This window comes from Thermobifida halotolerans, assembly GCF_003574835.2.
GTDB lineage: Bacteria > Actinomycetota > Actinomycetes > Streptosporangiales > Streptosporangiaceae > Thermobifida > Thermobifida halotolerans.
Genome location: NZ_CP063196.1, coordinates 2,292,952 through 2,317,519, shown reverse-complemented (window position 1 = coordinate 2,317,519; position 24,568 = coordinate 2,292,952). Strand labels below are relative to the sequence as shown.

At 67.8% G+C, this 24,568-nt stretch carries 21 protein-coding genes and 1 pseudogene; 13 read left to right on the top strand and 9 right to left on the bottom strand.

The genetic code is table 11. The features are described from left to right. Positions 1-74 precede the first annotated feature (74 nt). Genes NI17_RS10395 through NI17_RS10385 form a run of 3 tightly spaced genes read right to left on the bottom strand, consistent with a single transcriptional unit; the run spans position 75 to position 2,235 of the window. A complete protein-coding gene (locus NI17_RS10395; protein ID WP_199860172.1) occupies positions 75-884 on the bottom strand; it encodes an endonuclease/exonuclease/phosphatase family protein in 810 nt (269 codons plus the stop codon). Beyond that, the gene (locus NI17_RS10390; RefSeq protein WP_068693529.1) at positions 881-1,981 is read right to left on the bottom strand and encodes an aldo/keto reductase; all 1,101 of its coding nucleotides are present in this window, start codon (positions 1,979-1,981) and stop codon (positions 881-883) included. Before NI17_RS10390 ends, NI17_RS10395 begins: the two co-directional genes overlap by 4 nt. An 11-nt stretch (positions 1,982-1,992) precedes the next feature. Next, on the bottom strand, positions 1,993-2,235 hold the full coding sequence (locus tag NI17_RS10385; RefSeq protein WP_084012820.1) for a DUF397 domain-containing protein: 243 nt from the start codon (positions 2,233-2,235) through the stop codon (positions 1,993-1,995). 87 nt (positions 2,236-2,322) lie between these two features. Between NI17_RS10385 and NI17_RS10375 the strand changes: the two genes are divergently transcribed. Next, positions 2,323-3,687 carry a helix-turn-helix domain-containing protein gene (locus tag NI17_RS10375; protein ID WP_170163099.1) on the top strand — a complete coding sequence of 455 codons (1,365 nt, stop codon included), beginning with the start codon at positions 2,323-2,325 and terminating at the stop codon, positions 3,685-3,687. Beyond that, positions 3,684-4,568, top strand: a complete 885-nt coding sequence (locus tag NI17_RS10370; protein ID WP_119268195.1) for a phosphotransferase family protein — start codon at positions 3,684-3,686, stop codon at positions 4,566-4,568. The genes NI17_RS10375 and NI17_RS10370 overlap by 4 nt, the downstream gene beginning before the upstream one ends. Before the next feature lie 82 nt (positions 4,569-4,650). Here the strand turns inward: NI17_RS10370 and NI17_RS10365 are convergent, their stop codons facing one another. Together NI17_RS10365 and NI17_RS10360 are read right to left on the bottom strand one after the other, a co-directional pair. Beyond that, a complete protein-coding gene (locus NI17_RS10365) occupies positions 4,651-4,869 on the bottom strand; it encodes a DUF397 domain-containing protein (RefSeq protein WP_068693706.1) in 219 nt (72 codons plus the stop codon). After that, positions 4,866-5,726 carry a helix-turn-helix domain-containing protein gene (locus NI17_RS10360; RefSeq protein WP_084012843.1) on the bottom strand — a complete coding sequence of 287 codons (861 nt, stop codon included), beginning with the start codon at positions 5,724-5,726 and terminating at the stop codon, positions 4,866-4,868. The genes NI17_RS10365 and NI17_RS10360 overlap by 4 nt, the downstream gene beginning before the upstream one ends. 90 nt (positions 5,727-5,816) lie before the next feature. On the opposite strand from NI17_RS10360, the gene NI17_RS10355 reads away from it, so the two are divergent. From NI17_RS10355 to NI17_RS10345, 4 genes and pseudogenes are all read left to right on the top strand, one after another. Further along, complete coding sequence (locus tag NI17_RS10355) at positions 5,817-6,449, top strand: ATP-binding protein (protein ID WP_084012842.1); 633 nt, start codon at positions 5,817-5,819, stop codon at positions 6,447-6,449. A gap of 345 nt (positions 6,450-6,794) precedes the next feature. After that, a pseudogene (locus NI17_RS24695) lies at positions 6,795-7,172 on the top strand (aminotransferase class III-fold pyridoxal phosphate-dependent enzyme); the annotation flags it as partial. A gap of 46 nt (positions 7,173-7,218) precedes the next feature. Continuing rightward, complete coding sequence (locus NI17_RS10350) at positions 7,219-7,389, top strand: hypothetical protein (protein ID WP_234402131.1); 171 nt, start codon at positions 7,219-7,221, stop codon at positions 7,387-7,389. 86 nt (positions 7,390-7,475) lie between these two features. Then, positions 7,476-7,970 (top strand): hypothetical protein, encoded by a 495-nt coding sequence (locus NI17_RS10345; protein WP_068693701.1) that lies wholly within the window; start codon positions 7,476-7,478, stop codon positions 7,968-7,970. Positions 7,971-8,272: 302 nt separating this feature from the next. Here NI17_RS10345 and NI17_RS10340 read toward each other — a convergent pair whose 3' ends face one another. Next, positions 8,273-9,964, bottom strand: coding sequence for a DUF6119 family protein (locus NI17_RS10340; protein ID WP_119268200.1), 1,692 nt, complete (start codon positions 9,962-9,964; stop codon positions 8,273-8,275). Positions 9,965-10,047: 83 nt separating this feature from the next. Further along, positions 10,048-11,274 (bottom strand): DNA sulfur modification protein DndB, encoded by a 1,227-nt coding sequence (locus NI17_RS10335; protein WP_234402129.1) that lies wholly within the window; start codon positions 11,272-11,274, stop codon positions 10,048-10,050. Positions 11,275-11,545: 271 nt separating this feature from the next. On the opposite strand from NI17_RS10335, the gene NI17_RS10330 reads away from it, so the two are divergent. From NI17_RS10330 to NI17_RS10315, 4 genes are all read left to right on the top strand, one after another. Then, positions 11,546-13,684, top strand: coding sequence for a hypothetical protein (locus NI17_RS10330; protein ID WP_068693699.1), 2,139 nt, complete (start codon positions 11,546-11,548; stop codon positions 13,682-13,684). Positions 13,685-13,751: 67 nt separating this feature from the next. Next, positions 13,752-15,386, top strand: a complete 1,635-nt coding sequence (locus NI17_RS10325; protein WP_068693697.1) for a class I SAM-dependent DNA methyltransferase — start codon at positions 13,752-13,754, stop codon at positions 15,384-15,386. Beyond that, positions 15,379-16,473, top strand: coding sequence for a restriction endonuclease subunit S (locus NI17_RS10320; protein ID WP_084012840.1), 1,095 nt, complete (start codon positions 15,379-15,381; stop codon positions 16,471-16,473). The genes NI17_RS10325 and NI17_RS10320 overlap by 8 nt, the downstream gene beginning before the upstream one ends. Next, on the top strand, positions 16,470-19,673 hold the full coding sequence (locus NI17_RS10315) for a type I restriction endonuclease subunit R (protein WP_119268194.1): 3,204 nt from the start codon (positions 16,470-16,472) through the stop codon (positions 19,671-19,673). The genes NI17_RS10320 and NI17_RS10315 overlap by 4 nt, the downstream gene beginning before the upstream one ends. A gap of 254 nt (positions 19,674-19,927) precedes the next feature. Here the strand turns inward: NI17_RS10315 and cyaB are convergent, their stop codons facing one another. Further along, entirely contained in the window at positions 19,928-20,503 is a 576-nt protein-coding gene (gene cyaB / locus NI17_RS10310) for a class IV adenylate cyclase (RefSeq protein ID WP_068693695.1), read from the bottom strand. Between the two features lie 7 nt (positions 20,504-20,510). Further along, positions 20,511-20,846, bottom strand: coding sequence for a hypothetical protein (locus NI17_RS10305; RefSeq protein WP_068693693.1), 336 nt, complete (start codon positions 20,844-20,846; stop codon positions 20,511-20,513). A gap of 549 nt (positions 20,847-21,395) precedes the next feature. Between NI17_RS10305 and cas6 the strand changes: the two genes are divergently transcribed. From cas6 to cas7i, 3 genes are all read left to right on the top strand, one after another. Beyond that, positions 21,396-22,085 (top strand): CRISPR-associated endoribonuclease Cas6, encoded by a 690-nt coding sequence (cas6, locus tag NI17_RS10300; RefSeq protein WP_068693691.1) that lies wholly within the window; start codon positions 21,396-21,398, stop codon positions 22,083-22,085. 107 nt (positions 22,086-22,192) lie between these two features. Next, the gene (locus tag NI17_RS10295; protein ID WP_147417020.1) at positions 22,193-23,500 is read left to right on the top strand and encodes a hypothetical protein; all 1,308 of its coding nucleotides are present in this window, start codon (positions 22,193-22,195) and stop codon (positions 23,498-23,500) included. Beyond that, complete coding sequence (gene cas7i / locus NI17_RS10290) at positions 23,500-24,561, top strand: type I-B CRISPR-associated protein Cas7/Cst2/DevR (protein ID WP_068693687.1); 1,062 nt, start codon at positions 23,500-23,502, stop codon at positions 24,559-24,561. The genes NI17_RS10295 and cas7i overlap by 1 nt, the downstream gene beginning before the upstream one ends. Positions 24,562-24,568 lie beyond the last annotated feature (7 nt).

Here is a 24,568-nt window from a genome sequence, read left to right as displayed (position 1 = left end):
CGCGGGCCGGTCTTGGGGCATGGCGGCAGGGCCCGGTGGCCGCGGTGTGGTCGGGCTGTGCGGGAGACCGGGGGTCAGCCGGTGGCCAGGACGGTGGTCATCGCGGCGTGGTCGCTGAGCCGCAGTTCACGGGGGGCGTGGTCGTAGGCGCAGGAGCGGATGCGCTCGGGTGCGGTGGTGAAGGTGTGGTCGAAGCGGTAGCCGTTGCCGGAGCGTCCGTACCAGGAGTGGTCGAGCAGGTCGGGATGCAGGTGCCGGAACGCGTCGGTCAAGCGGTGGGCGGCGAAGGCGCGGTAGAAGTCGTACTCCCAGGCACCGAAGACCTTGTGGTGGGGGCGGTGGCCGGGCTCCACCACGTTGAGGTCCCCGGCGGCCACGGTGATCTCGGCGTCCTGTCCGGCCAGTGCGGGCAGCAGGGCGGTGATGGAGTCCTGGACGAGGCGCTTGTCGACGTTGCGCCGCTCGCGTGGACCGCGCGAGGGCACGTACAGGCCCATGACCGCAAGCCGGAGCCCGTCCACGGCCAGGTGTGCGGTCACCGCCCGGTGCGGCAGGTGGGTGAGCCGCAGTTCCGGTACCGGCGAGAGTGTTCCGGCGCGGGAGGCGAGGAGGACCCGGTAGTCCCCGCCGCTGTCGGGAGCCAGGACGTCGTAGCCGTGCTCGGTGAGGGCCTGGGCCAGCGCGGTGTGCGTGCCGGAGACCTCGCTGGCCACCACGATGTCGGCGTGTTCGTGTGCGGCGAGCCAGTCGGCCTGGGCGCGGGAGCGTTCGGGCGAGGCGTGCTGGGCGTTGAAGACCACGAACCCCACCTCGCCGGTGCGGTGCCGTCGTGCGGGTTCGGCCGTGTCCAGCAGGCTCATCTGGGCCGGGAAGATCTCGCTCACGTCGTTTCCGCTCCGGTCGCTTCGTCGCGAAACACCTCGCCGCCGGCGTCGAGTCTGCGTTGGACATCGGCCATGATCCGGCGCACACGGTCCAGCATCTCGCGGTCAGGGCACTGGCCCAGAGCCTTGAGGTTGCGGCGGACCTGCCAGGGCGAGGTGAATCCGGCCAGGACGGCGGCGTGCTGGTAGGAGTCCAGGCAGTGCCACAGCGCATAGCGGAGCAGTTCGTCGGGGTCGTTGCCGATCAGCGCACGCACTTCGGCCAGGCCGCTGCCGATGATTGCGAGTGCCTCGGCGGTGAACCAGCGCTTGCGTCTACGGTGGTCGCCCGGCGGAAAGTCCCGGGGAGCCGAAGGCGAGTACACGCCGGTCAGCAGTCCTTGGGCCAGCGGCTTGTTCACCAGGACCCCGACACCGTGCTCGGCTGCGAGTCCGTAGACTCCCGATGCCCGGGCGACCGGGCTCAGCAGGTTGTCCCGTACCGCCAGCACGTCAGGGCGCACCCTGTGGAACAGGTCGCGGAACTGTTCCACCTTGTCAGCCCTGCTGTGACGGGGAGTCGATAGCCGTTCGAGAGCATGGCGGTGCGGGCCGCGCATGCCGATGGCCCGGATCAGGCCGGCGTCGCGGAAGGAGCGCATCTGCTCGACCGCGCCGTCCAGCCATTCGCTGGCAGCGCCGAAGTCGGTGTGGTGCAGGAAGTACACGTCCAGGTGGTCGGTGCCGAGATTGTCCAGGGTCTGCTCCAGTTGGCGGCGCATGTGCCCCGGTTCGTAGCCGTGGGAGGCCGTGCCGACGAAGTAGCCGACCTTGGACACCAGCACCAGTTCCGTGCGCGGCACCTGCCGCACCAGCCACCCCAGCAGCCGTTCTGAGCGGCCCAGGCCGTAGACGTCAGCGGTGTCGAACAACCTGGCTCCCAGCGCGAAGGCTGTCTCCAGCCCTTCCTGGGCTGCGGATTCGTCGGATCCAGAGGCCCATCCCATGGGCAGTCCCAGGTTCTCGGCCGGACCTCCGATCCCCCAGCAGCCGATCCCCACCGCAGGGACCTCGATGCCGCATGCACCCAGGCGGCGTATGGGCAGAGATAGCGTCATCGGCACTCCCCTCAGAAGCAGCCGTCACGGGCGGCGCGGACGAACAGCGGCCATTCCGCGGAATCGAAGGCCAGACGTCCCAGTCCGCGGTCCTTTGTGTCACGTATCAGAGCACTCTCCGGACCAATGGGGTCTTCCGTGCATATTCCGCGGTCGGCATCTGTATAACTGGATGTGCGCCATTGCAGGTCTTGATCACTTCTCTGGGGCACTGCCTCTCTCCAGTCCAGCCTGGTTGGAAGGCTTTTGTCCATTTAGCTGGATCCCCCGGCACAGAATCGAGATGCTGAGTCCGACATTCCATCCTGTCGGATTGGCGGGTCCCCCGAGGAGGAAACCAGGTGCCTCGTCCCCCGAAGACACTGCAGCCTGAGCGGTCGCCTGCCGACTGGTTCGGTGCGGAGTTGCGGTATTGGCGTGAGAAGCGTGAACTGACACAGCGTGAACTGGCTCAGCGAGTGTGGGTCAGCATGAGCCTGATAGGGCGGATCGAGACCGCCGACCGGGAGTGCTCTCCAGACCTGGCCTGGCGTCTTGACGAAGTCCTCGACACCGGAGGAGTCCTGGCGCGAGCACAGGGCTTGGTCACCGCCACACGGAAGGTGGAATCCTCCGAAACCGACAAGACCGCATCGGCGAGTACCGGACATGTCGCTGGTACTGGTGAACCCTCCATGCTGGAGGGTGTGGAACGCCGCGACTTCCTCCGGACCGCCACCGCTGGTCTGGCCGTCTCACCGTTGCTGGCGCTGTCCTCGCCGTTCCAGGACACGCTGTGCCCGCACCAGGTGCGCGCCGTCGACATCGCCCAGGTCCGGGAGGCGGCCGCGGTCTTTTCCGGATGGGACCACACCTACGGCGGGCAGGTGGCGCGCGCCGCTGTGGCGGGGCAGCTGCGGGCGGCCGCCGACCTGCTGCACGCCCCGTGTCCGCACCGTCTGCGCGGCGAGGCCTTCTCCGCGGTCGCCCAGCTGTTCATGGTGGCCGGTTTCATGGCCTTCGACGCCTACGCCCACGACGACGCCCGCCGCCTCTTCGCTTTCGCCGCCGAGTGCGCAGAGGAAGCCGGGGACTGGCACCTGCGCGCCAAGATCTACTCCCACCGTGCCCGCCAGGCGGTCTGGTGCGCAGACCCCGATCAGGGGATCACCTACGCCGAACTCGGCCTCGTGCGCTCCGAGCGGCTCTCCGCCGCGGAGAAAGCCATGCTGCACACCGCCCGTGCCCGCGCCTACGCGAAGACGGGCCTGCGCACCGAGACCCTCCGGGCGGTCGGTGAGGCCGACGCCGCGTTCGCCGCGCCGACCGCGGTCGAGCCTCCTTCGTGGATGGCCTACTACGACGCGGCCCAGCACGCGGGCGACACCGCCCACGCGCTGTGGGACCTGGCGGTGGCCGGAGTCCACCCTCCGGATGGCGCGCTGCGGCGGCTGGAAGAGGCGGTCGGCGGCCACACGGACGCCTACGCGCGCTCGCGGGCCATCTCCGCCATCAAGCTCGCCTCACTGCACCTGCACGGCCGCAACGTCGAGGAGGGACTGGCCACCGCGACCCGGGCCCTTGATGATGTCGGGCGGGTGCGCTCCCGACGCGCCGAGGACGACCTGCGCGAACTCCACGCCCTCCTCAACCGGACCCCCGAGGTGGACGGCGCTGACGCGGTCAGCGCCCGGATCACCCGCGCCCTGGAAGGCACCTGCCCATGACCCTCCCTGCGCCCTTCGACCGGATCCTGGCCGCTGCGGGCCGGCAGGCCGCCATCGCCACCGAAGGAGCCGAAGCGGTCCGCATCGGCGAGAACGCCGTCATCCGCCTGCCCGGCCAGGTGGTCGCCCGCATCTCCCGCCCCGGCCAGCAGCAGGCCGCGGCCCGCGAAGTCGCCGTCGCCCGCTGGCTGGCCGAGGAGGACCTGCCCGCGGTCCGCGCCCTGGAGGTGGACCAGCCGGCACTCGTCGACGGGCGTGCCGTCACCTGGTGGCACGAACTGCCGCCCCACCAGGCGGGCACGGTCACCGACGTCGCCCGCCTGCTCCGCGCCCTGCACGCCCTCACCCCGCCCCCCGGCCTCGCCCTGGGAGCCCTCGACCCGTTCGTGCGCCTGGAGGCGCGGATCGACGACGCGCACACCCTGCCGCCCGCCGACCGGGCCTGGCTGCGCGGCCGCCTCGACCAGTTGCGCGCCGCCTGGCAGGAGCTGCCCGCGGGCCTGCCCGAGTGCGTCGTCCACGGTGACGCCTGGGTGGGCAACGTCGCCCGCAGCGCCGACGGCCAGGCCCGGCTGATCGATCTGGAGCGCTGCTCCCTGGGCCGCCCCGAATGGGACCTCGTCTCCACCGCGATCAAGCACACCAGCTTCGGCTGGGTCCGCGCCGACGACTACGCGCGCTTCGCAGACCTCTACGGATACGACGTCACCGCCTGGGACGGCTACGAGGTGCTGCGCGACATCCGGGAGCTCCGCATGGCCCTGTACTTCGCCCAGCACGCCCCCCACGACCCGGCCATGCACACCGAAGCACAACTGCGCGTCGACTGCCTGCGCGGACGCCGGGGCCCCCGCCCCTGGCCATGGACCCCCGCCCCCTGAACCGGGGCTTTCTCAGGAGCGGAGACGGGAGATGCCGGAACGCGACACGGAGAAGCCCTGTCCGGATGCGGCCTCGGCGGTCTCAGAGTTCACCTTCGCACAGGGCTTTCCGGAAGGCTGTCCATTCGTCGCGGGTGAAGTGCAGGACCGTGTCTTCGGGGTGTTTGGAGTCGCGCAGCGCCATGCCGCCGGAGGGCAGGCGAGCCGCCTCGACGCAGTTGCTCTGCGCTGTGCTGTAGCTGCTCTTGTACCAGGACAGGTCTGCCACCGTGCTCACCTTGTCGCTTTCCAGGCTGTTCATTCTTCAATGTCTATTTTGTCGGAAAGCAGTTCGGCTGACGCTTCGGGGGACAAGGACAGCTCGGCCAGAGCGGCGAATGCGGCCTGGTAGCGCTGGATGCTGGCGGGCTCCTCGATGTAGACGTCGCTGGTCATGAGTTCGACGTGGGCGATTTCCAGCCGGTGCATGGACAGGAGGGTGAAGGCTCCGGTGAGCGCCGGGTGGGTGCTGGCGGTCACCGGCAGGACTTGGACGGTGATATTGGGGCGTCTGGCGTGCTCCACCAGGCGGCGGAGTTGGGCGGTGCGGACGTCGGGTTCGTCCAGGTGCTGGTGGAGCAGGGCTTCGTGGATGACGGCGTGAAACTCGACGGGATCCTCGTCTCTGGTGAGGATCTGCTGGCGCTGCTTGCGCACGGAGACGAAGTGGTCGAGCTCCTCCTCGCTGAGTTCGGCTCCACTGGTGGCGCGGATCGCTGTGCGCGCGTACCGCTCGTGCTGGAGCAGGCCGGGAATGACGCCGACCTCGAAAGTGCGGATGCGGGTCGCGGTCGCCTCCAGACGCACCAGGTCGAGGTAGGAGGGGGCGAGGCGGTCGTCGTGCTCGACCCACCAGCCGCGCCGTTCCGCCTGCACTTCTCCGGCTACCGCGATCAGCGTCTCCCGCAGGTCGGTGTCGGCGACGCCGTAGGCGTCCAGAAGCGGGCGCACGTCGCGGGGCGGCAGTGCTACCAGGCCGTTCTCGATCCTGCTCAGCGAGGCGGTGGAGCGTTCGGCCCGGCTCGACGCCTCCTGCAGCGAGAGGCCGAGCTCACGGCGCAGTTGGGCCAGCCGAGTGCCAAGCCAGCGTTGCCGCAGCGACGGTTCGTCCCCGATCAACGGAAGCCCTGCCTTCCTGTCAGCGTGTGAGTGCGCCTGTTCAGCTTGCCATATCTCTCTTCGTAAATTTTACGCTCATCAAATCTTGCTATGAGTAAAATTTGCGTGCATCCTGTGGGTGACGGTGACTGCCCTGTCACCGAATGTCGTTCACTCTCTGGAGGGGGCATGGGCGCTGATGTCCTGGTTCGGTGGGCTGCACCGGACGAGCGGAATGTGGGTGAGGCGCGGTACCGGCTGCGGCGCATACTGCCGGAGCTGGGTGTGGCACCGGAGCAGGTCGAGGACGCTGAGCTCATGGTCAGCGAGTTGGTGACCAACGCGGTGCGCCACGGCGGGGCGCCGGTGGGCGTGCTGGTGTGGGAGTGCCGGGCGGCGGGGTGCGTGGTGGTGGAGGTCCACGACGCCGGGGAGGGCTGGCCGCTGCTGCCCTCGCCGCTGGAGGCGGCCGACCTCGACTGCGAGCGGGAGAGCGGCCGGGGCCTGCCCGCGGTGACGGCCTACTCCGGTGGGCTGTGCGGTGTGGTCCGCCTGGAGCGGGGCAAGGCAGCCTGGTTCGCCCTGCCCCTTGCCCGGGCGGCTGCGTGTGCCGAACTGGCCGCCAAGCAGATCGAGGTCCGCAACATCCAGCGCGGAACCCTGCGCCCCGCACCGGTCGATACCTCGATGCCGCTGCCCCGCACCAGCGGCTCCGCCCGGGCACTGGCCGCGGTCCCGGTGTAGACCCACGCCGTCCAGCGACCCTGGGCGTCTGCCGAAAGTCCTGCCGGGGTGAGCGCACCGTGCGGTGCGACGCCGCGGCCAGGACCCTCCCGATGGTCGAGGCCCCAGACGGGGGCGTGCAGCCTTCTCCCACCGGGATCTCGACCATGACCTGTCGCGACAGCAGCGGTCGCCGCTCGGAGCGCGGCCTCGCCCATTCGGGTCGGGGCTGCCCTTCCCCTCCGCGGTCGTCCTGCTGTCACATCTCCTCTTCCTTCTTTCCTCTCGAATTCCTTGGAGTCGTCATGCCTGCAATCAGTCCCGCGACCGGGCGGGACAGCATGTGGCGGGTGGCCGCTGGCCGCCGTGCCACCCAAGGACGGGGAGATGCGAGCGCTGCGGGGCCTGTGCGACGAGCACGACCTCGTCCTCGCCTGGGACGAGACCCCTCTCGGCCTGGGGCGTTCCGGAACACTGACCCTGCTGCACGGTCTTCCCGCTGATGCTCGCCCCGACGCGGCAGCCCTGGGCGACAGCCTGACCGCCGGCTACGGCACCTGCGGCGCCCTGCTGGCCGCCCCGCACCTGGCCGCCAAAACCGACCACGAGGCCAACCGCTGGTATCCGGGCTGGGAACCGCACCCCTTCGCCGCGAGCGTGGCCGCCGAAATCCTGCACCACCTGGTCCGCCACGCACTGAGCGCGCAGGCGGCCAAGGCCGGGACCTTCCTCACCGACCAGATCGAACACCGCCTAACCGACCGGGTCCGCACCCCCGGTCGAGGCGGTCGTGGCGGCGGCCCGCGACCGCGGCCTGCTGGTGCGCGCCACCCTGAACCGGGCAAGCCTGCGCCTGACCCCACCACTCACCACCCCCGGCGAGCAACTGGAGGCCATCGCCGAGCACCTGGCCGCGGCCCTCGACCACGCCCGTGCCGAGACGGCGCGCGGCGGCTCCTGAACTCCGACCCGTACAACAGCAAGACCCGGCAGGCGCTGCAACCGCCTCCGGGGCACGGCCCCCGACCTGAGAACCCAGGTGGTGACATGACACAGCGTATCGACGCCGCCCGGCACCGGAAACCGAAACCGCGAAGCTGGCTCTGGCGGGCCCGCTGGTGGCTGGGCGCACTCCTGCAGCCCTTCTTCGTCAACGAACCCGCCGCGACCCAGCGGCCCCGCCCGGCAGCCCGGACCTCCCTGCCGCGCACCGTGTCCTCGCCGCGGCCACCCGCGCCGACACGAGCCCCGCGTAACCGCGTTCCCGAGGCAACCGCTGAGGACATCGGATGCATCCAGCGACCGAACGAGAAGCCAGGCCAGGACCCAGCAGACCGACAGCTCGCCGCACTGATCCGCCAGTGGGCCGCCCAGCACGACCACCGAAACCCCACTCCCAGCCCCGGGCCGAACAGAAAGCCCTACCGGGGACGCCACCGCGGAACCGAACCGGCCGCGGTCACCTGGCCCTGTCAACCCATGGACGTCGAGGACGACGACCCCGGCCCACTCGTCCGCCCCTACCTCTTCACAGTGGAGTAGGGCACGCGGCCGATCCTGACTGTCTCCAGTGGGCGGGGAAACCGCTAACCAGAGCCTGACCTGGAAGAAGGACTGAAGGACCTACAGAACGAACCGGGGGCGCCCGGACAGACGTCCAGACGTCTCCGTGGATTACGGAAGGAAAGACGAGCGAGTACCGGCCTGCGGGACTTCTTCCATCCCCCTGGACAGGTCGTCTGTTAGAGAGACACCACCGGTGTAGTCCGGTTGGCCCGTATGGCCACTGAGGCGTCGGTCGCTGGACCGTTCCCGTCTCGGAAAGGAGACGAGAGCTTCCTGACTCAGGTGCGAGGATCTCGGCTGATGGAGACGACTTCCAGTTTCGCTCCCATGCCCTGCAGAGCCGTGGCTGTGTGCAGCAAGGACACCTGGGCGAAGGCGAAGAGGGAGTCGACGGTCAGCGGTACTCCGTCCTTCAGGAGGATGCCGAGGACCACGGTCGGTGTGGCGAAGGACCTGTCCACCGGGTGGCCGGGAGCGAGGTCCTCGATCTTCTCGATGAACTTGCTCCGCGCTTCGGTGTCGTGGCGCAGTGTTTCCATAGAGACACGGGCCTGGGCGAAGAGATGGTTCAGTGGGGCGCTGCCCTTGATTGCCTTCTTGACGTGGATGAGTTGTCCCTGTGGACCGAGAACGTCGCAGATCTCCAGGCCACCACCCCGAAGTCGACCTGTGTGTACGTTCTTCTTGTCAAAGAACACGTACCCGTCCTGTTCGGCCACGAGCTCGTTGTAGCCTGTCTCATCCTTGCCGGACGGCCAGGGGGGAAGGGGCACGGTGCTGGGCTGGGCAAGCAGTTCGGTGACACGGCGCCTGATCGTGGTGAGGTATTCGGCGCCGACCTCGTACCACCGCCCCTGCCAGTAGAAGTAGTGGACGGCTTCGGCGGGTATCTCAACGGTCAGCCACTGATCGGCGGGGACCTTGCGGCTGAGGCGATCTTTGGCGGCAGTATCGGCGAACATCTCCACTCGCCCTTCACGCAGTGCGTGAAGGCGCTTGCCCTGTGTCCTGTCTTTGACGGAGTCGACGAGGAAGCTGACGTCAAGTTCGGTCAGCAGTTCTCCGCGACGTCCCAGTTTCACCTTGAACGATTCGGCGAACTCGAACCGGTCGCGGCACTCGGTGGGGATGGCCAGGGCCATCCGGCTGACGTCCCCGGCGCCGAGCAGGGAGTCCAGCCGCTCGTCCAGGTATTGGGCCTGCTCGGTCTTCGGCGCCAGGGGGCGGACCTGGGTGATGAACTCGAATTCCGGCAGGGGGTTGGGGCGGGCACAGACTTCCTCGATACTGCGGAGGTCTGCCAGCAGGTCCGAGGGGTCGCTGCCGAGGTGGAGCTTGACCGAGCGGTCGGTCCCGGTGACGTGAGCCGCTCGTGTGCGGTCTCGGGTGAAGGTCAGGGGAACACCGCTGATCTTGCCGGCGATCTGGCTGACGATCTCCCCGAACTCTTCGATGCCGAAGCCGCGGATGTGCTCGCCTGAAGCCGCGGAGTTCTCATCGGTTCGACCGCGGGCGTCCATGACCTGGCGGCGGACTTTGGTGATGCGTTCTTCGTCCAGGCAGCGGACGGCGAATTCGATGCCGAATCCGGGATCGATGCGCGCGGGGTCGATCATCAGGTGCCCCATGCCGTAGGTGAGGGCATAGACGGCCTTGTGGGTGCGGACCAGGAGGAGGCCGAACGCGGTGCGGTTCTCCTCTACCACGGGTTCCCCGCTGAGCGCGGCGAGGGCCGAGCACCAGTCGGCCGGTCCGGGGACGGTGGTGCCAGTGACCAGGAACCCTCGGACGGGGCCGTGTTCCACCGGCGTGGCGTGGAAACCGTCGCGGTCAAGGTAGCGGGGAAGCACCATGTCACGCAGCTCTTCAGGGTCGGGAGGGCTGGTGCTTCTGAGGCGGTAGAGGGAGGTCTTGCGGGTGGCGGGGGTTTTCTTGGTCGTCTGGGCAGGCGCGGGATTCTGGTTGGCCACGGCGATCACGCCTCATCACGGTTGCTGTTCGGTTTTTTGCGGGGGCCGGTGAGCGGGACCGGCCCAAGGAGTGGAGAGGTGCTTTACCAGCCGCGGATCTTGCGGCCGTATTCGGTGTCGGGGTACAGGAGGGCGTCCGCGACGCGGCCGCCGGAGTCCTTGGCACCGCCACCGAAGTTGAGAACGCCGGAGGCGTTGGCGCTGGCGGCGATGCCGTCCCAGTAGCGGGCCTCCCGTTCCCATCGGACCGGCTCAAGCAACCGCAGCAGTTCCTCGACGTCGAGCCGGGTGCCGCCGGTCGCCCAACTGGTGGCCTGGTGCACGACGACCCCGAGTCCAGCCAGAACTGCGGGTGCGGAGACCGCGCGGTGTGCCGCGAAGTGCGGGTACAGGTGGGTGATCAGCCGGGAGAGCAGTGGTACGAGCTCTTGGTGTGCGTCCTCGGCGCTGATCCCGTCGGGTAGATGGTTCTCGCGCACCGTGTCCGAGGACAGGCTGAGGCCGCGGCGTCCGTGCAGTGCGGTGATCACCAGCAGCCGCAGCGCCGAGAGGGTGACGACTTCGGGGTCGGTCTTCGACAGTTGCCGCTTGCGGGTCTGGACGAGTTTGGCGAACGGGATGATCTTCCCGTCGTGTTCGATCTTCACCGTTTCGGCGACGCGGTGCGCGAGCTGGGTACCGATGTCGCGCTGGTCCATGGACATGGCCAGGTTCTTGGTGACCGGTACGCCTTCGACGTTGCGGTCGTAGAAGATCTGTCGGGCGTTTTCGACGGTGAGTCCGAAGTACAGCTCGAACGGCACCCGTACCGCGCTCAGCTTCTCGTGGGTGGTGCCGAAGCGCTCGGGGTCGTCGAACAGTTCGTGCCAGGCCGCGACCTGGGTCTCGCCGTCGATGGCGACGACCGGGGAGGCAGGTAGCACGGTGATGGTGCGGATGCCGCTGCCGGGGACCAGTTCGTCGCTGATCGCGCCGGGGCTGCCGTCCAGCCAGAGCGTGATGGGCGGGGTGGACCACCCGGAGCCGTGCTCGCCGTTGACTCCGGCGGCGATGTAGGCGGCGTAGGAGGTGACGTTGCGGCCTTTGCGGGTGGACTTGAGCATCCGCTGGACCAGAGCGCGTACCTCGGCATGGCGGCGGACGGCACCGGAGGCGTACCTCAGAGCCCTGCTGTCCTCCTCGGTTTTGGGGGAGGGCACCAGTTGCAGCAGGGCCGGCAGCCCTACGGTACCGACCACCGCGTCGGGGCGGAACGGAATCACGATCAACTGGATTCCCTCGACGACAGTGGTGGGCATGGTGATGGTCAAGGTTGAGCTCCCTCACGTCGTTGGTCGGGTCGGGGTGGCCGCTGGTTCGCCCACGGTGATCGGCGAATGGCGGAGGTGTGCGCATCGAGAATCGCAACCCGGAACGAGAGAGGCCAGAAATTCTTTGATAGTGGGGGTTATCAGATAATCGCCGCCTAAGTAGGGCCTGTTGTCGGTAGAGTTCCGGAACACGCGTACGGGCGATGTCCCGAGCCGACAACTTCGACAGAAGCCGACACCTCACCACGGCGACATGGAAGGAGCGCGGTTCATGCCCCGACCACCGCACACCGCACCGGTCGCCGGAACCGACAGGCGGCTGCTGACGATGCCCGAGATCGCCGAACTCGCCCAAGTGAAGCGTCCGGTGGTCAGTACCTGGCGACGACGCTACGCCGACTTCCCGACCCCTGTCAGCGAAACCGCGGGACGTTCAGTGTTCGACGCCGCGCAGGTGGCCGAATGGCTGATCGTCACCGGACGAGGTAACGCCGCCCTCGACGACCTCAAAGCCGAACTCGCCCTCCACGGCATCGCGGCCCAGGCGCACATTTTCGGCCCGCAGCGGCTGCTTGAAGTCCTCGGCAGTCTGCTCTGCCTACGCAAGCTCGACGAACGCCCCCTCACCGGCGACGACGTGGACGGTATCGAAACCGCGGACAACCAGACCCTGTGGGCCGCGGTGCTGCGCCGGGCCGAGCGAATGGACGCCGAGGACGAGTTCGTACTGCGCGAACTGCATTCTGTCGGCGAAGAGGCCGCACCGCTCGCCCGGCTCGCCGAGGACATGGTTGAGGCCGCCTACAGCGAGCGAAGCGCCTACGAGTGGCTGCTCTCCGCGCGCTCCCGCCTGGGACTGCACACCCTGGCCGCCGACGCCGCGGCCCCCGAACTGCAGAGCCTCCTCGTTCAACTCGCCGACCTGCCGGCCCGCACCGAAAGAGGGGAGTCCGTCACCGTCGCCGACCCCTACACCCGTACCGGGGACCTGCTCGCCGCCCTCATCGACGACACTGAAAACCCCGAGCAGATCACCGCCCTGGCTGCCGACCCCGACGAACGGATGGCCCGCATCACCCGGCGCCGACTGCTGCTCGCCGGAGTCGACGAACTCGCCCTCGACGTGCAGACCGGACGCGACCTCGAAGAACGCCTCGCCGACCCCGACCTCATCATCACCCAGCTGCCCTACCGGCCCGGCGAGGACCGCCGGGTACTCACCGCCCTGGAAGACATCGAACGCATCGCCGACCTGCTCGGCCCCGGCTGCACTGCCCTCGTCCTGGGCCCCGCCGACGCCCTCGTGGACGCCCTGCCCGGAACAGAGGAGGCCCAGTTCCGCTCGGCCCTGCTGCGCGCCAACATCGTGGAGACCGTCATCACCCTCCCCGGCGGCATGCTGCCCTACCGGCCCGGCTACCGCACGGCCCTGTGGACGCTCACCCGAGGCCCCGTCGCGGCGGCGAAAGGCAACGTGCTGCTCGCCGACATCAGTGACCAACCCCTCACCGAGGCCGTACGCGACCGACTGGTCGAAGACGTCCTGCTGTGGCGGGCCGAAGGACTCCGAGCCCGGGACGGCCACGATCCCCGCTACGGGCGTGTGGTGCGCGTCGCCGACCTCGACCGCGCCTTCGGCGGCCCGCTCACCCCGCCCGCACCGCCCGCTTCCCAACTCCTGTCCCGCACCGTCACCGAACGCCCCGCGCTCATCACCGAGGCCGAGGCCGCCCTCGAACGTGCCGCTGAACGGGCCCGCTCCCACGACGACGCGCACGGCCCCTACCGGTCGGGCGTGCTGCGCCGCACCGGCCCGCGCCCCCAACGCACCACCCTCAACGCACTCATCAAACAGGGCCGCGTCACCCGGCTCAAAGGCCACCGCATCGACGAACAGCACATCACCGGCGACGGCCACTACCCCGTGTTCGGCCCGGAGGAACTCACCGGACGGGCCCCGATGGGCAAACGCCGCATCGACCGACTGGTACTGGCCGCCCTGTACGAACACGCGGCACTCACCGAACCCGGCGACCTCGTCTACACCCTCACTCCCGAACTCGGCCTCCACATCGACCACGACGGCCTCGGCGTCGCGGCCTTCCCCTCCCGAGTACTGCGCGTCAACCCCGCGGCCACCCGCCCGCTCACCCCGCGCGTGCTGGCCGCCCTGCTCTCGGCCGCCCGGGGCACCGGCCGCGGCCCCGGCGCGGTACGCCCCGTCCACCACATCGAGAACTGCCCGATACCCGACCTCGACCCCGACGATGTGCGGCGCTTCGACGCGCTGCTCGCCGAGATCGACCACAGGGAACAGTTGCTGCGCGCCCAGGCCGACGCGCTCGCCGAAGCACGCCGGCTGACGGTCGCGGGCCTTGCCGACGGCACACTCACCCTCGACCAGCACTGAACCGGCCACCACACGACACCCGTCAGCGGCCGACACCCCCACACCGGAGAACAGGAAAGAAGGAACGATGCCTCCCCGCAAACGAGCGACCGCCGGACAGGGCGAACTGCCCGGCATCTCCAGCACCAAAGAGATCCAGGACATCCTGTGGAAGGCCGCCGACAAACTCCGCGGCTCCATGGACGCCGCCCAGTACAAGGAGTTCGTCCTCGGTCTGGTGTTCCTGAAGTACGTCTCCGACGCCTTCGCCGAACGCCGCACGCAACTGGCCGCCGACCCCGAACTCGCGGAGATCCCCGAGCACCGGCGGACCGCATTTCTTGAGGACAAGGACGAGTACACCGAACAGAACGTCTTCTGGGTGCCGCCCACCGCCCGCTGGGACTACATCGCGGCCAACGCCGCGAGCGCCGAGGGCGGCGTTGGAAAACTCCTCGACGACGCCATGGACGAGGTGATGAAGGCCAACAAGGTCCTCACCGGCGTCCTGCCCAAGATCTTCAACCGCGACAACGTCGACCAGAACCGCCTCAAGGACCTGGTCGACCTGATCAGCGACGCCCGCTTCACCGGCCACGGCGACCGCCCGGCCCAGGACGTGCTCGGCGAAGTCTACGAGTACTTCCTGGAGCGGTTCGCACGCGCCGAAGGCAAACGCGCGGGCGAGTTCTACACCCCCGCGAGCGTGGTCAAACTGCTGGTGGAGGTCCTGGAACCCTACGAGGGCCGCGTCTACGACCCGTGCTGCGGCTCGGGCGGCATGTTCGTGCAGTCCGGCAAGTTCGTCGAACGGCGACGCGGCCGCGACCACACCCACGACATCGCCATCTACGGCCAGGAAGCCAACGAGCGCACCTGGCGGCTGGCGAAGATGAACCTCGCCATCCACGGCATGGACCCCAAGGGTATCGGCGACCGCTGGGCCGACACCTTCGCCGACGACAAGCTGCCCGACCTCAGGGCCGACTTCGTCATGGCCAACCCGCCGTTCAACATGTCCGTCTGGGAGCGCAAGACCGACGACCCGCGCTGGAAGTTCGGTGTTCCCCCGCAGTCCAACGCCAACTACGCCTGGTTGCAGCACATCGTCTCCAAGCTCGGTGACCGCGGCTCGGCGGGCGTGGTGCTGTCCAACGGCTCCATGTCCTCCAAGCAGTCCGGCGAGGGCGAGATCCGCGCCGCACTGGTCGAGGCCGACCTGGTGGCGTGCATGGTCGCACTACCGGGAAACCTGTTCCGCACCACCGCCATCCCGGCTTGCCTGTGGTTCCTCACCAAGGACAAGACCCCGCAGGGCGCCAACGCCCTGACCGACCGGCGCGGCGAGGTGCTGTTCATCGACGCCCGCACGATGGGCACCATGGTCGACCGCACCGAGCGCGTCTTCACCGACGAGGACCTGGCGAAGATCTCCGACACCTACCACGCCTGGCGCGGCACCAAATCCGCCAGGGACAAGAAGCTCTCCTACGAGGACGTGCCCGGGTTCTGCTACAGCGCGACCCTGCAGGAGATCGCCAAACACGACCACGTACTCACCCCGGGACGCTACGTCGGCGCGGCGGAGCCCGAAGAGGACCCAAACGCCGAACCGGTGGAAGAACGCATCGCGCGGCTGACCAAGGAACTCTTCGCCCACTTCGACGAGTCGGCACGGCTGGAAGCGGTGGTGCGCGAGCAGTTGGGAAGGATCGATGGCTGAAACACATATGAATCTCAGTGAACTTCTGAATTTCTCAAATGGAAAGGCGAGGCCAAGCGGAACAAATCCAGGAGAGTTCCCCGTCTACGGAGCCAATGGCATCATCGGCCTCTCCAATGCCACCAACAGCGAGAACGGCGTTTCCATCATCGGCCGAGTGGGCTCTTACTGCGGGACCGTCCACTACAGCCCAAGTAAATGCTGGGTAACGGATAATGCCATCATCGCCACCCCCAAGGAGGGGGTGAACCCAAGATTTTGTTACTTTCTTCTGAAGTTTAGCGAATTAAATAGGCATCGAATTGGATCAGGACAACCCCTTCTGACGCAAGAAATTCTGAAAAACTTGCGGATTTCGCGACACTCGGCTCAAGACCAAGATAACATCGCGGCAATACTTGGAGCACTGGATGACAAGATCGCGGCTAATGAGCGCACTGCGGCAACCATTGAAACGCTTTTGCGTAGTAAATACGAATCACTAAACACGGGCGACAGGTCAATCTGCATTGGACAGATTGGCAGCTTGGTTCGCGATCCAGTAAAAGCCAATTCCCTATCTGCTGATGCACTCTATATCGGCCTAGAGCATATGCCACGCAAGAGTATTTGGCTTAACTCTTGGGGGGTGGCGTCAGAGGTGAGCAGCACCAAAAACCTTTTTAGGAGCGGAGATCTCCTTTTTGGGAGATTGCGTCCCTACTTTCATAAAGTGGGGCTAGCTCAGATTTCTGGCGTTTGTTCTACCGATATTATCGTACTTCGGGCATTGAAGCCTGAGTATCGACCTTGGCTCTTGATGGCATTGTCCAGTGACGAAGTTATTGCGCATGCAACGGCGCGGAGCGATGGTACGCGGATGCCGCGCGTAAAGTGGGCTGATCTTGCCGAGTTCCAAATCCCTTGGGCTGGCTCAGTGAAAGTGGCTCGTTTTGAGGAGATCGCAGCCCCTTTGATTAAGAGAGCAGAGTGTGGTGCAGCCGAAAGCCGCACCCTCGCTGCCCTACGCGACACCCTTCTCCCTCAACTCATGTCCGGAAAGCTGCGTGTCCGGGACGCGGAGCGGATCGTGGAGGACGCCGTATGACCGGCGGGAAGATGACCGAGGTCGTCTGGGAGCACCTCACCCTGGACGAGCTCGCCGAGCTGGCCTGGGAGGTGCGCCCCGGCAAGGACCTCGCCCCCGGCTCCGGGCACCGCAAGGACTGGGGCGACCTGGTCCTGCACGATGAGCTGAGGGCGGCTATCGAGCGGCTGAACCCCGAACTGCCGCCCGCCGCCGTCGACGAGGCGTTGCGCACCGCGGCCGACATCCCCCCTCCCGATGCCTACGAGAACAACAAAAACGCGCACGCCGACCTGACCTCCGGTATCCGGTTCACCTACACCGACGACTTCGGCGCCGAGCACACCCCCACCGTCCGCCTGGTCGACTTCACCGACCCCGACGCCAACACCTACCTCGCCGCCAACCAGGTCACGGTCCGCGACAGCGACGGCAGCCACCGCCGTTTCGACGTCGTCCTCTACGTCAACGGACTTCCCCTGGCCGTCGTCGAGCTGAAGAGCGCCGCCGACGAGAACGCCACACTCAAGGACGCCCACGCCCAACTCCAGACCTACGTCGCGGAGTTTCCGACCGCGTTCCGCCACAACGTGCTGTGCCTGGTCTCGGACGGAATCACCGCGAAGTACGGCACGATCTTCACCCCCTACGAGCACTTCGCGCCGTGGAACGTGGACGAGGACGGTCGGCGCGTCGACACCAACGCGCCCGACTACGACGGAGCGGACGCCCTCTCCCTCGCACTGCACGGCCTGTTCACCCAGAAGCGCCTCCTCTCCCTCACGCTCAACTTCGTCAACTTCACCCCCACCGGTAAGCGCATCGCCAAACCGCACCAGTTCCACGCGGTCAACAAGGCGGTGGACGCGATCGTGGAGGCGTCCCGCAGCGACGGCCGGGCGGGCGTGGTCTGGCACACCCAAGGCGCGGGCAAGTCCGAGGAGATGGTGCAGACCTCCGCCCTGGTCTCCCGGCACCCGGCGCTGAACAACCCCACCATCGTCGTGATCACCGACCGCAACGACCTCGACGACCAGCTCTACGACACCTTCCAGGACAGCCGGACCCTGCTCGGCCAGACCCCCCACCAGGCCGCCACCCGCGAGGAGCTGCGCACCGAACTGTCCAACCGCCGCACCGGCGGAATCATCTTCACCACGCTGCAGAAGTTCGGTCTCAGCAAGGAGGAGAAAGCCGCGGGGCTCAGCCACCCGCTGCTCTCCGACCGCCGCAACATCCTGGTCATCGTCGACGAGGCGCACCGCTCGCACTACGACAGCCTCGACGGCTACGCCCGCCACCTACGCGACGCACTCCCGCACGCCGCCCTCATCGCGTTCACCGGAACCCCGGTCTCCAAGGCGGAAGCCGACACCCGCGCGGTGTTCGGCGACTACATCGACATCTACGACCTCAAACGGGCCGTGGACGACGAAGCGACCGTGCGCGTCTACCACGAGCCGCGCGTCATCGACGTGTCCCTGCCGCCCGACGTCGACCCCGACACCATCGACGAGCAGGCCAACGCCATCACCGAGAACATGGACGACGCCGAACGCCGCCGCGCCGTGCGGTGCGCCGCCACCATGAACACCGTCTACGGCGCCCCCGACCGCATCGCGACCCTCGCCGACGACCTCATCTCCCACTGGGAACAGCGCCGCGAACTGATGCGCCCCCAGATCGGCGGCCCCGGCAAGGCGATGGTGGTGTGCGCCACCCGGGAGATCTGCGTCAGGCTGTACGACGCGCTGGCCGAACGACGCCCCGAATGGGCGAGCCGCGAGGTCGACAAGGGCGTCATGAAGATCGTCTTCCACGGTGAGCGCACCGACCCCGAACACCTGCGCGCACACGCCCTGCGCAAATCCCAGCAGAAGACCATTCAGGCCCGCGCCAAGAACCCCGACGACGAACTCGAACTGCTCATCGTGCACTCGATGCTGCTCACCGGCTACGACGCGCCGCCCGTCCACACCATCTACATGGACCGCCCCATGCAGGGCGCCAACCTGATGCAGGCCCTGGCCCGCGTCAACCGCCGCTTCCGCGGCAAGCAGGACGGTCTCCTCGTCGGCTACGCCCCGCTCACCGACAAGCTGAGCAGGGCACTCAAGGAGTACTCGCCCAGCGACCAGCAGGACAAGACCCTCGGCGCCGACATCGAGCGTGCCATCACCGAGGTCAGAAACGAACTCACCACCATCAAGGGCCTGCTGGCCGGGACCCGCTGGCGGGAACTGCTCGCCGACACCGCCCACCCCGAGCCGCGCAGGCGTGCCCTGCGCCTGGTCTCCAACTACCTGCGCGACTTCAAAACCCCCGGCAACAAGGTGGAGCCCGGCGTCAAACCGCTCTCCACCCGCTTCAAGGAGAGCGCCGCCCGCCTGGAACGCTTCTACCGGATCTGCTCGATGAGCCGGGAGATCACCGAACGGTTCGCGGACCTGGAGGACTGGCGGCGCGACATCGCGTTCTTCGCCGAGGTGCGGGCCTGGATGGTCAAACTCGACGCCGCCGACCGCGAGGCCAAGGGCCAGCCGCTCACCGCAGAGGTCCGGCTCTACCTGGAGCAGCTCGCCGCCTCCGTCGTGGACGCCGACGACATCACCGACCTGTACGCCGACGCGGGGATGGGGCGGCTGGACATCACCCGCATCAACGAGGCCCAGTTGCGCAAACTGGAGAACTCCGAGACGCCGCACCTGGTCACCGAGGCGCTGCGCCGCATGATCCAGCAGAAGATGCGGGAGGTGACCAAGCACAATGTCGTCCGCCACGAGAGTTTCTCCGAACGGCTGGACGAGCTGATGAAGCGCTACATGCTCCAGCAGCTCACCAGCGCCCAGGTGATCGCCGAACTCGCCGCGATGGCCCGGGAGGTGTCGAAGGAGGCCCGCCGGGGGGAGCGCTTCGACCCGCCGCTCAGCCACGCGGAACTCGCCTTCTACGACGCGGTCGCCCACCGCGACATGGCCGAACTCGTGGCTGGAGGCGACGACACGCTCGCCGAGATCGCGCGTGCGCTCGTCGCCGACATCCGCAAGAACCTTTCCGTGGACTGGCTCTCCCGCGAACCGGTGCGCGCCAAGCTGCGTACCCGTATCCGCCGGGTGCTGGCGAAGTTCGACTACCCGCCCGAAGCGGAACGCCAGGCCGTCGACCTGGTCATCAGGCAGATGGAGACCTTCGCCAACCTGTGGGCCCCCAAAGCGGGGTAGTCGTGTCGGGGCTTTTCCCGGCCGGTGGCGTCAGAGGAACCCCCTCTGCCGGATGTGCGCGCAGGCGAAGACCTCCCGGCCGGCGACGTCGGCGCCCCGCCCGAGGCGGGCCTGGAGAACGGTCCTGCCCGCCATCGGGGTGGGGGCAGTGGTGTGGCGGCGGGTTTTGGGATGTAGGCACGGGCGGCGGACTGCGGGCGTTGGGATCGACACCGGGGCCGAAGATCGCGGAGTATTGGCCCCTGGTGTCGAGGTCATCGCGGTTGCCGGACCGTCTGGCGCACGATGTCCCGGTACGGCAGCGCCACGACCGGGTAGCCCGCCAGCCCCAGGTCGGCTTCCACCTCGGCGAGGTCTGCGGCGGCCTGGTCGGCGTCGTCGCCGATGATCTCCACCTCGACGAACACGCCCGCGCCCGCCACCGTGTCCACGGTGACGGTGGTGTTCTCGCGCGCGGGGTGCTGCCAGGCGGTGCGCGCCTTGTCGACCCGCACCAGCCGCACCATGCCGATCGCCTCCAGAAGCGCCTCGGCTCTGTCCGCCTGCCCGGCGTCGGAGAGGACCACGTTCGTCTCGTGTTTGGCGACCACCCCGTGCAGGGGGCGGGTGGCGTCGGTGGACGCGGGTTTGTAGGTGATCTCCGCGAAACCGCCCCGCCGCCTGACCCGCAGGCACTCCACTGTCGCCAGGTAGTCGACGTCCGGGCGGCTGTAGTAGGTGTCCACCTCGGCGGACGAGGCCGTTTCGCGGTACCCGCGTTCGACCAGGCGGGCCTTCACCTGTTCGCGGTCGGCGTCGACCTGGCGTTTACGTTCGACTTCGATGCTCATGGACGGTTCATCCTCCAGGATTGAGAGCGGAGTACACACGGGCCGGGCTGTGCTTGCCGCACACGCCTCGGATGGCGGCCAGGGCCTCACCCGGGGTCTCGGAATCGGTGACGTCGATGTGGGTGAACAGGACGAGCTGCTCGGCGTCGTCCAGCGGATTGGCCGATCGTTTGCTCAGGTACCGGTTGTAGTGGTGGCGGCGCCGGATGAGGATGTCATCGACCTGCACGGGCAGGAGCACGGTCCGGCGCTCGTGCAGGGCTTCGGCGGAGTGGACGGCGAACGCGGTGATCAACTCGTCCAACGTCAGGTGGGCGTACTTGGTGTCAACTGGTGAGTGCAAGGGTTGGCTGGTGGCCGGTAGTGGGGCCGAGTTCTCCGGTCCACACGCCGGTCCGCGTCTCCGGGACGTGTCGTATGCGCGCACATCGAGGACCGGGCCCGCAACCGGCCGCTGCGGGGCCTTGAGCGGTGGGTTAGCGCGCTATGGCTGTTCTGGTCGGACGGATACACCGACCTGCGCCGCATCGGCGCCTCAGTCCTTCTGCTGTGGGCCGTGTTGTCCAGGCCTCATTGGTCCTCTGCTGCTGTGAGTATCCGATTCGTTGAGAAAACCTCGATGATCCTCACTTTTCGGGGGCAGTGCAGAGCCGTTATGGACGGTTTCGGCGGAGGGCTCCTTTCGTGGACCGTGGAGCCTGCCTCCTCCCGCGTCCATGACTTCTCCCAGCCTTCCAGAAGAGAACTCCACCTACCTCACAAGCGGACAATCAGACCTTAGCCGGGATGAATGGCTTACTGTTCGCATCTGAAGACATTTTCGATTCTGCCTAACTTTGTCACCGACTGCTGCTAACAATGGCGTCTGTACGCAAGGCGACGGTAGGTGGAAATGCGGTTCCGAGTGGATGTCGCGGCGCTCACGCCGCAGATGGAATGGCCGGACGTACACGGCGCAGCCCGCGGAGTGATCTATGACCTCGTCAGAGGGCAGGACTCCGCTCTGGCCACTGAGTTGCACGACATCGGTTGGAACGGTACGCCTTTGCGGCCGCTCGGGCTCTGCCCACCGGTGTTTCCCGGTGCGCCGCGCAAGAAGGGAACCTATGCGACCTCGAACAGGGGGATGCTGCGCTTGGGGTCCCCGGTGCCCCGCATCGCCGCGTGCCTGTTGGCGGGACTGGGAGGGGCCAACGAACTGCGGTGGGGAAGGACACCGCTGCGGGTCAACGGTGTCCAGATGGAGGCGCCGCCTGAGCATTCCTCCGGTGTGGCGGTCTTCGAAACGGTATCCCCGGTGGTACTCAAACACGACGACCGCTTCCTGCTCCCAGAAGACACGGGATATGAGGAGCGACTGGCCCACAACATCCGCCACAAGGCCGATGCGCTCGGGGTGGCCTCCGAAACGGAGGTGGAGGTTCTCAAAGCAGGACACCGCCGTATGTTCCGCGCGGGGAAAGGGCTTCGAATCGGAGCTCCGCTGACCGTGCGAGTTCACGCGTCGCCCGCGCTGCTGGACGCGTTGTACGACTGGGGGCTGGGGCTGGCGAACAACCAGGGGTTCGGGTGGGTGAAGTGATCGACTCACCCGCTTCCACCCCCTCCCTGAGATTGACCGGGCATCCGCTCCAGCGCTGCGGTGCGTGGGCCCTTACCGCGCTGGCGGACAGGCGACGGCCCGAACAGTTGAGTGCAGAAGATCTGGAGCAAGCCGCGCAGCGCATAACCGAGGACGTCGCGATCGCGGCGGCCGCTTCCAAGGAGGACAGCAGCTACGACTGGTGGAAAGTGCTCTTCGCGCTCTACCCCGGCGCCAAACCCACCCACCACAGTCGCCAGCGCGACCGCGGCGTGATGCGGTCGCAGACCGCTGCGATCCTCGGCCCGGACCCCGGAGAAGGACAGGTCCACCCGTGCGTGTTCTGCGGTCAGGAATGCACGGTGCTGTGGACCAAATCCACGCTGCCGCTGTTCGACACGGCGAAGACGATCAACACGCTGCCGCCGAAGACCCTGGGGTGGCCGATCTGCCACGGGTGCCGCCTGGCGATGTGGGCGCTGCCCTACGGGGCGTGGCTGACCGCGGGGTCGGCCACCGTGCTGACCTGTGAGGATCCGCAGGTCGAGTGGGCTTTCGTCACGCGCAACGTGAAGCGTGCCAACCGTATCCGCCAACTCGGTTTCAACCGCCTGACCGACGGTGTCGGCCCAGAAGCCGTAGCACTGCGGGCACTGAGGGAGCACGCGGTCCACAACCCCGTGGCCGCCACCCTGTGGATGTTCAAGAACGACAACCAGGAACCGTGGCTGAAGGTGGTCTCCACCAGGATCGGGACCACCCGGTTCCTGCAGCGCATGCTGAGCGACCCCGCCTGCCGAGAAGGGTGGCAGGACCTCAAACGCACACTGCACCGGACCGATGCGGCGGGCAGGACCGTGGTGGACGGCACGACGGCCCTGGCCCGGCTCCTGTTCGACCCGCAACTGGCACCGCGCGACCGCCTGGTCGCTGAACTGTTCAAACGCAGCACCGCCGTCGAGACGGTCCTGCGGAGAAAAGTCGAGACGTGGCGGTCCCTGGTCGCCGTCTACCTGGAGGAGATGCACGCAGTGGACACCGAACAACTCAAACCACTCGCCCGAATGGTGGCGCGCTGGATCGCCACCGAGTCCAGTCGGGGACGGTTCAACGAGTACCGCCGGGTGGCCGGCAGCGCCTACCCCCTGCACAAGCTGCTGATGGCCGTCAGCGCCCGCCTCTACCTCGACGGCGGTGAACCCGGCGACGTGACGGCGGCAGTGGTGGAGGACCTGCTGGCCGCCGGAGCGAACGGGTGGAGGCTGCGCGCTCTGCTGTGGTTCGAGGTCCTGGCCGAGCTGGGTCGGCTGGGCGTCTCCCTGTCCGGGCACGAGGAGGACCCCGACGAAGAAGAACCGACGCGGTTCGACGACCCGTTGGCCGATGTGGACGAGCGTGACGAGGAGTATGTCTGATGAGCTACCTGGCGGGAAAGATCGTGCTCGCGGTCGAAGCGGGCGCGCCCAACAACGGCAAGAGTGAGAACACCACCACGACCCCGGTGAAGTACGCGCGGGTACGCGGTCGGATCCACCCCTATGTGTCGGCGCAGGCGTTCCGCCGGTGGGTGCGCGACACCATGACCGCCGCCGGATCGGTCCCCTCCACGGTGGAACGCGTGGGCAAAGCCCAGGGCAAAGCGCAGAAAGCCACCACCGCGGCCGATCCCGCACGATTCGCCGACGACGACCTGTTCGGCTACATGAAAGCGGCCGCGAAGTCCAAGGACGACGCCACCACCCTGCGGGACAGCCCGTTCATGGTGGGGACGTTCATGTCGGTGGAACCGGTGCGCGTCACCGAGGACTTCGGGGTGATGTCGCGCGGAATCGACGAGCCGGTCCTGCACTCCCACCAGTTCTACACCGCCGACCTCGCCGCGCCGTTCCTGCTCGACCTTCCCCGGGTCGGCACCTTCACCCTGGCCGGCAAAAAAGGCGGGAAGGCCAACTACCTCAGCAAGCAGGAGGCGATGAAGGCCGCCGCCGCCATCGAGGCGGGGGCGACGATGGTCTCCTTCCGCGGCCAGCAGGCGCTGCGTCTGCCGCTGGAGACCCGCCGGGAGCGGGTGGCCCTACTGCTGGAGGCGATCGCGGACCTGGCCGGAGGAGCCAAGAAGGCGCTGCACTACGGCGACCGCACTCCGGCCCTGGTCGCGCTGGTGCCGATGGCCGGCGGCGTCAACCCGCTGGGGTTCGTCGTCGATGGCGCCGAAGACGGCTCCGGGCTGCGGGTACGCGGCGATGTGCTCGCCCAGGAGTTGGAGGCCTGGCAGGGACAGTGGGAAATGCCGGTACGGATCGGCTGGCGGCCGGGCTTCCGGGACCGGGCGCGTAAGGAGTTCGACAACCAGGCCGCCCCGCTGGTCGGCGGAGGCAGGGTGGTCATGGACCACCCCCGGCCACTGCTGAGGGGCCTGGCCGAGGAGATCCGAGCCGGGGCGTGCGACCACTGGTTCGACGACCCGCAGCGGTGAGGACGGC

Bases quoted from the DNA above. Each gene is read 5' to 3' on its own strand.
- NI17_RS10330 (WP_068693699.1), top strand. From the start codon at position 11,546: ATGCCCCGACCACCGCACACCGCACCGGTCGCCGGAACCGACAGGCGG.
- cyaB (WP_068693695.1), bottom strand. From the start codon at position 20,503: ATGAGCATCGAAGTCGAACGTAAACGCCAGGTCGACGCCGACCGCGAA.
- NI17_RS10370 (WP_119268195.1), top strand. From the start codon at position 3,684: ATGACCCTCCCTGCGCCCTTCGACCGGATCCTGGCCGCTGCGGGCCGG.
- NI17_RS10345 (WP_068693701.1), top strand. From the start codon at position 7,476: ATGACACAGCGTATCGACGCCGCCCGGCACCGGAAACCGAAACCGCGA.
- cas6 (WP_068693691.1), top strand. From the start codon at position 21,396: ATGCGGTTCCGAGTGGATGTCGCGGCGCTCACGCCGCAGATGGAATGG.
- NI17_RS10315 (WP_119268194.1), top strand. From the start codon at position 16,470: ATGACCGGCGGGAAGATGACCGAGGTCGTCTGGGAGCACCTCACCCTG.
- NI17_RS10365 (WP_068693706.1), bottom strand. From the start codon at position 4,869: ATGAACAGCCTGGAAAGCGACAAGGTGAGCACGGTGGCAGACCTGTCC.
- NI17_RS10325 (WP_068693697.1), top strand. From the start codon at position 13,752: ATGCCTCCCCGCAAACGAGCGACCGCCGGACAGGGCGAACTGCCCGGC.
- NI17_RS10320 (WP_084012840.1), top strand. From the start codon at position 15,379: ATGGCTGAAACACATATGAATCTCAGTGAACTTCTGAATTTCTCAAAT.
- NI17_RS10390 (WP_068693529.1), bottom strand. From the start codon at position 1,981: ATGACGCTATCTCTGCCCATACGCCGCCTGGGTGCATGCGGCATCGAG.
- NI17_RS10355 (WP_084012842.1), top strand. From the start codon at position 5,817: ATGAGTAAAATTTGCGTGCATCCTGTGGGTGACGGTGACTGCCCTGTC.
- cas7i (WP_068693687.1), top strand. From the start codon at position 23,500: ATGAGCTACCTGGCGGGAAAGATCGTGCTCGCGGTCGAAGCGGGCGCG.
- NI17_RS10385 (WP_084012820.1), bottom strand. From the start codon at position 2,235: ATGGACAAAAGCCTTCCAACCAGGCTGGACTGGAGAGAGGCAGTGCCC.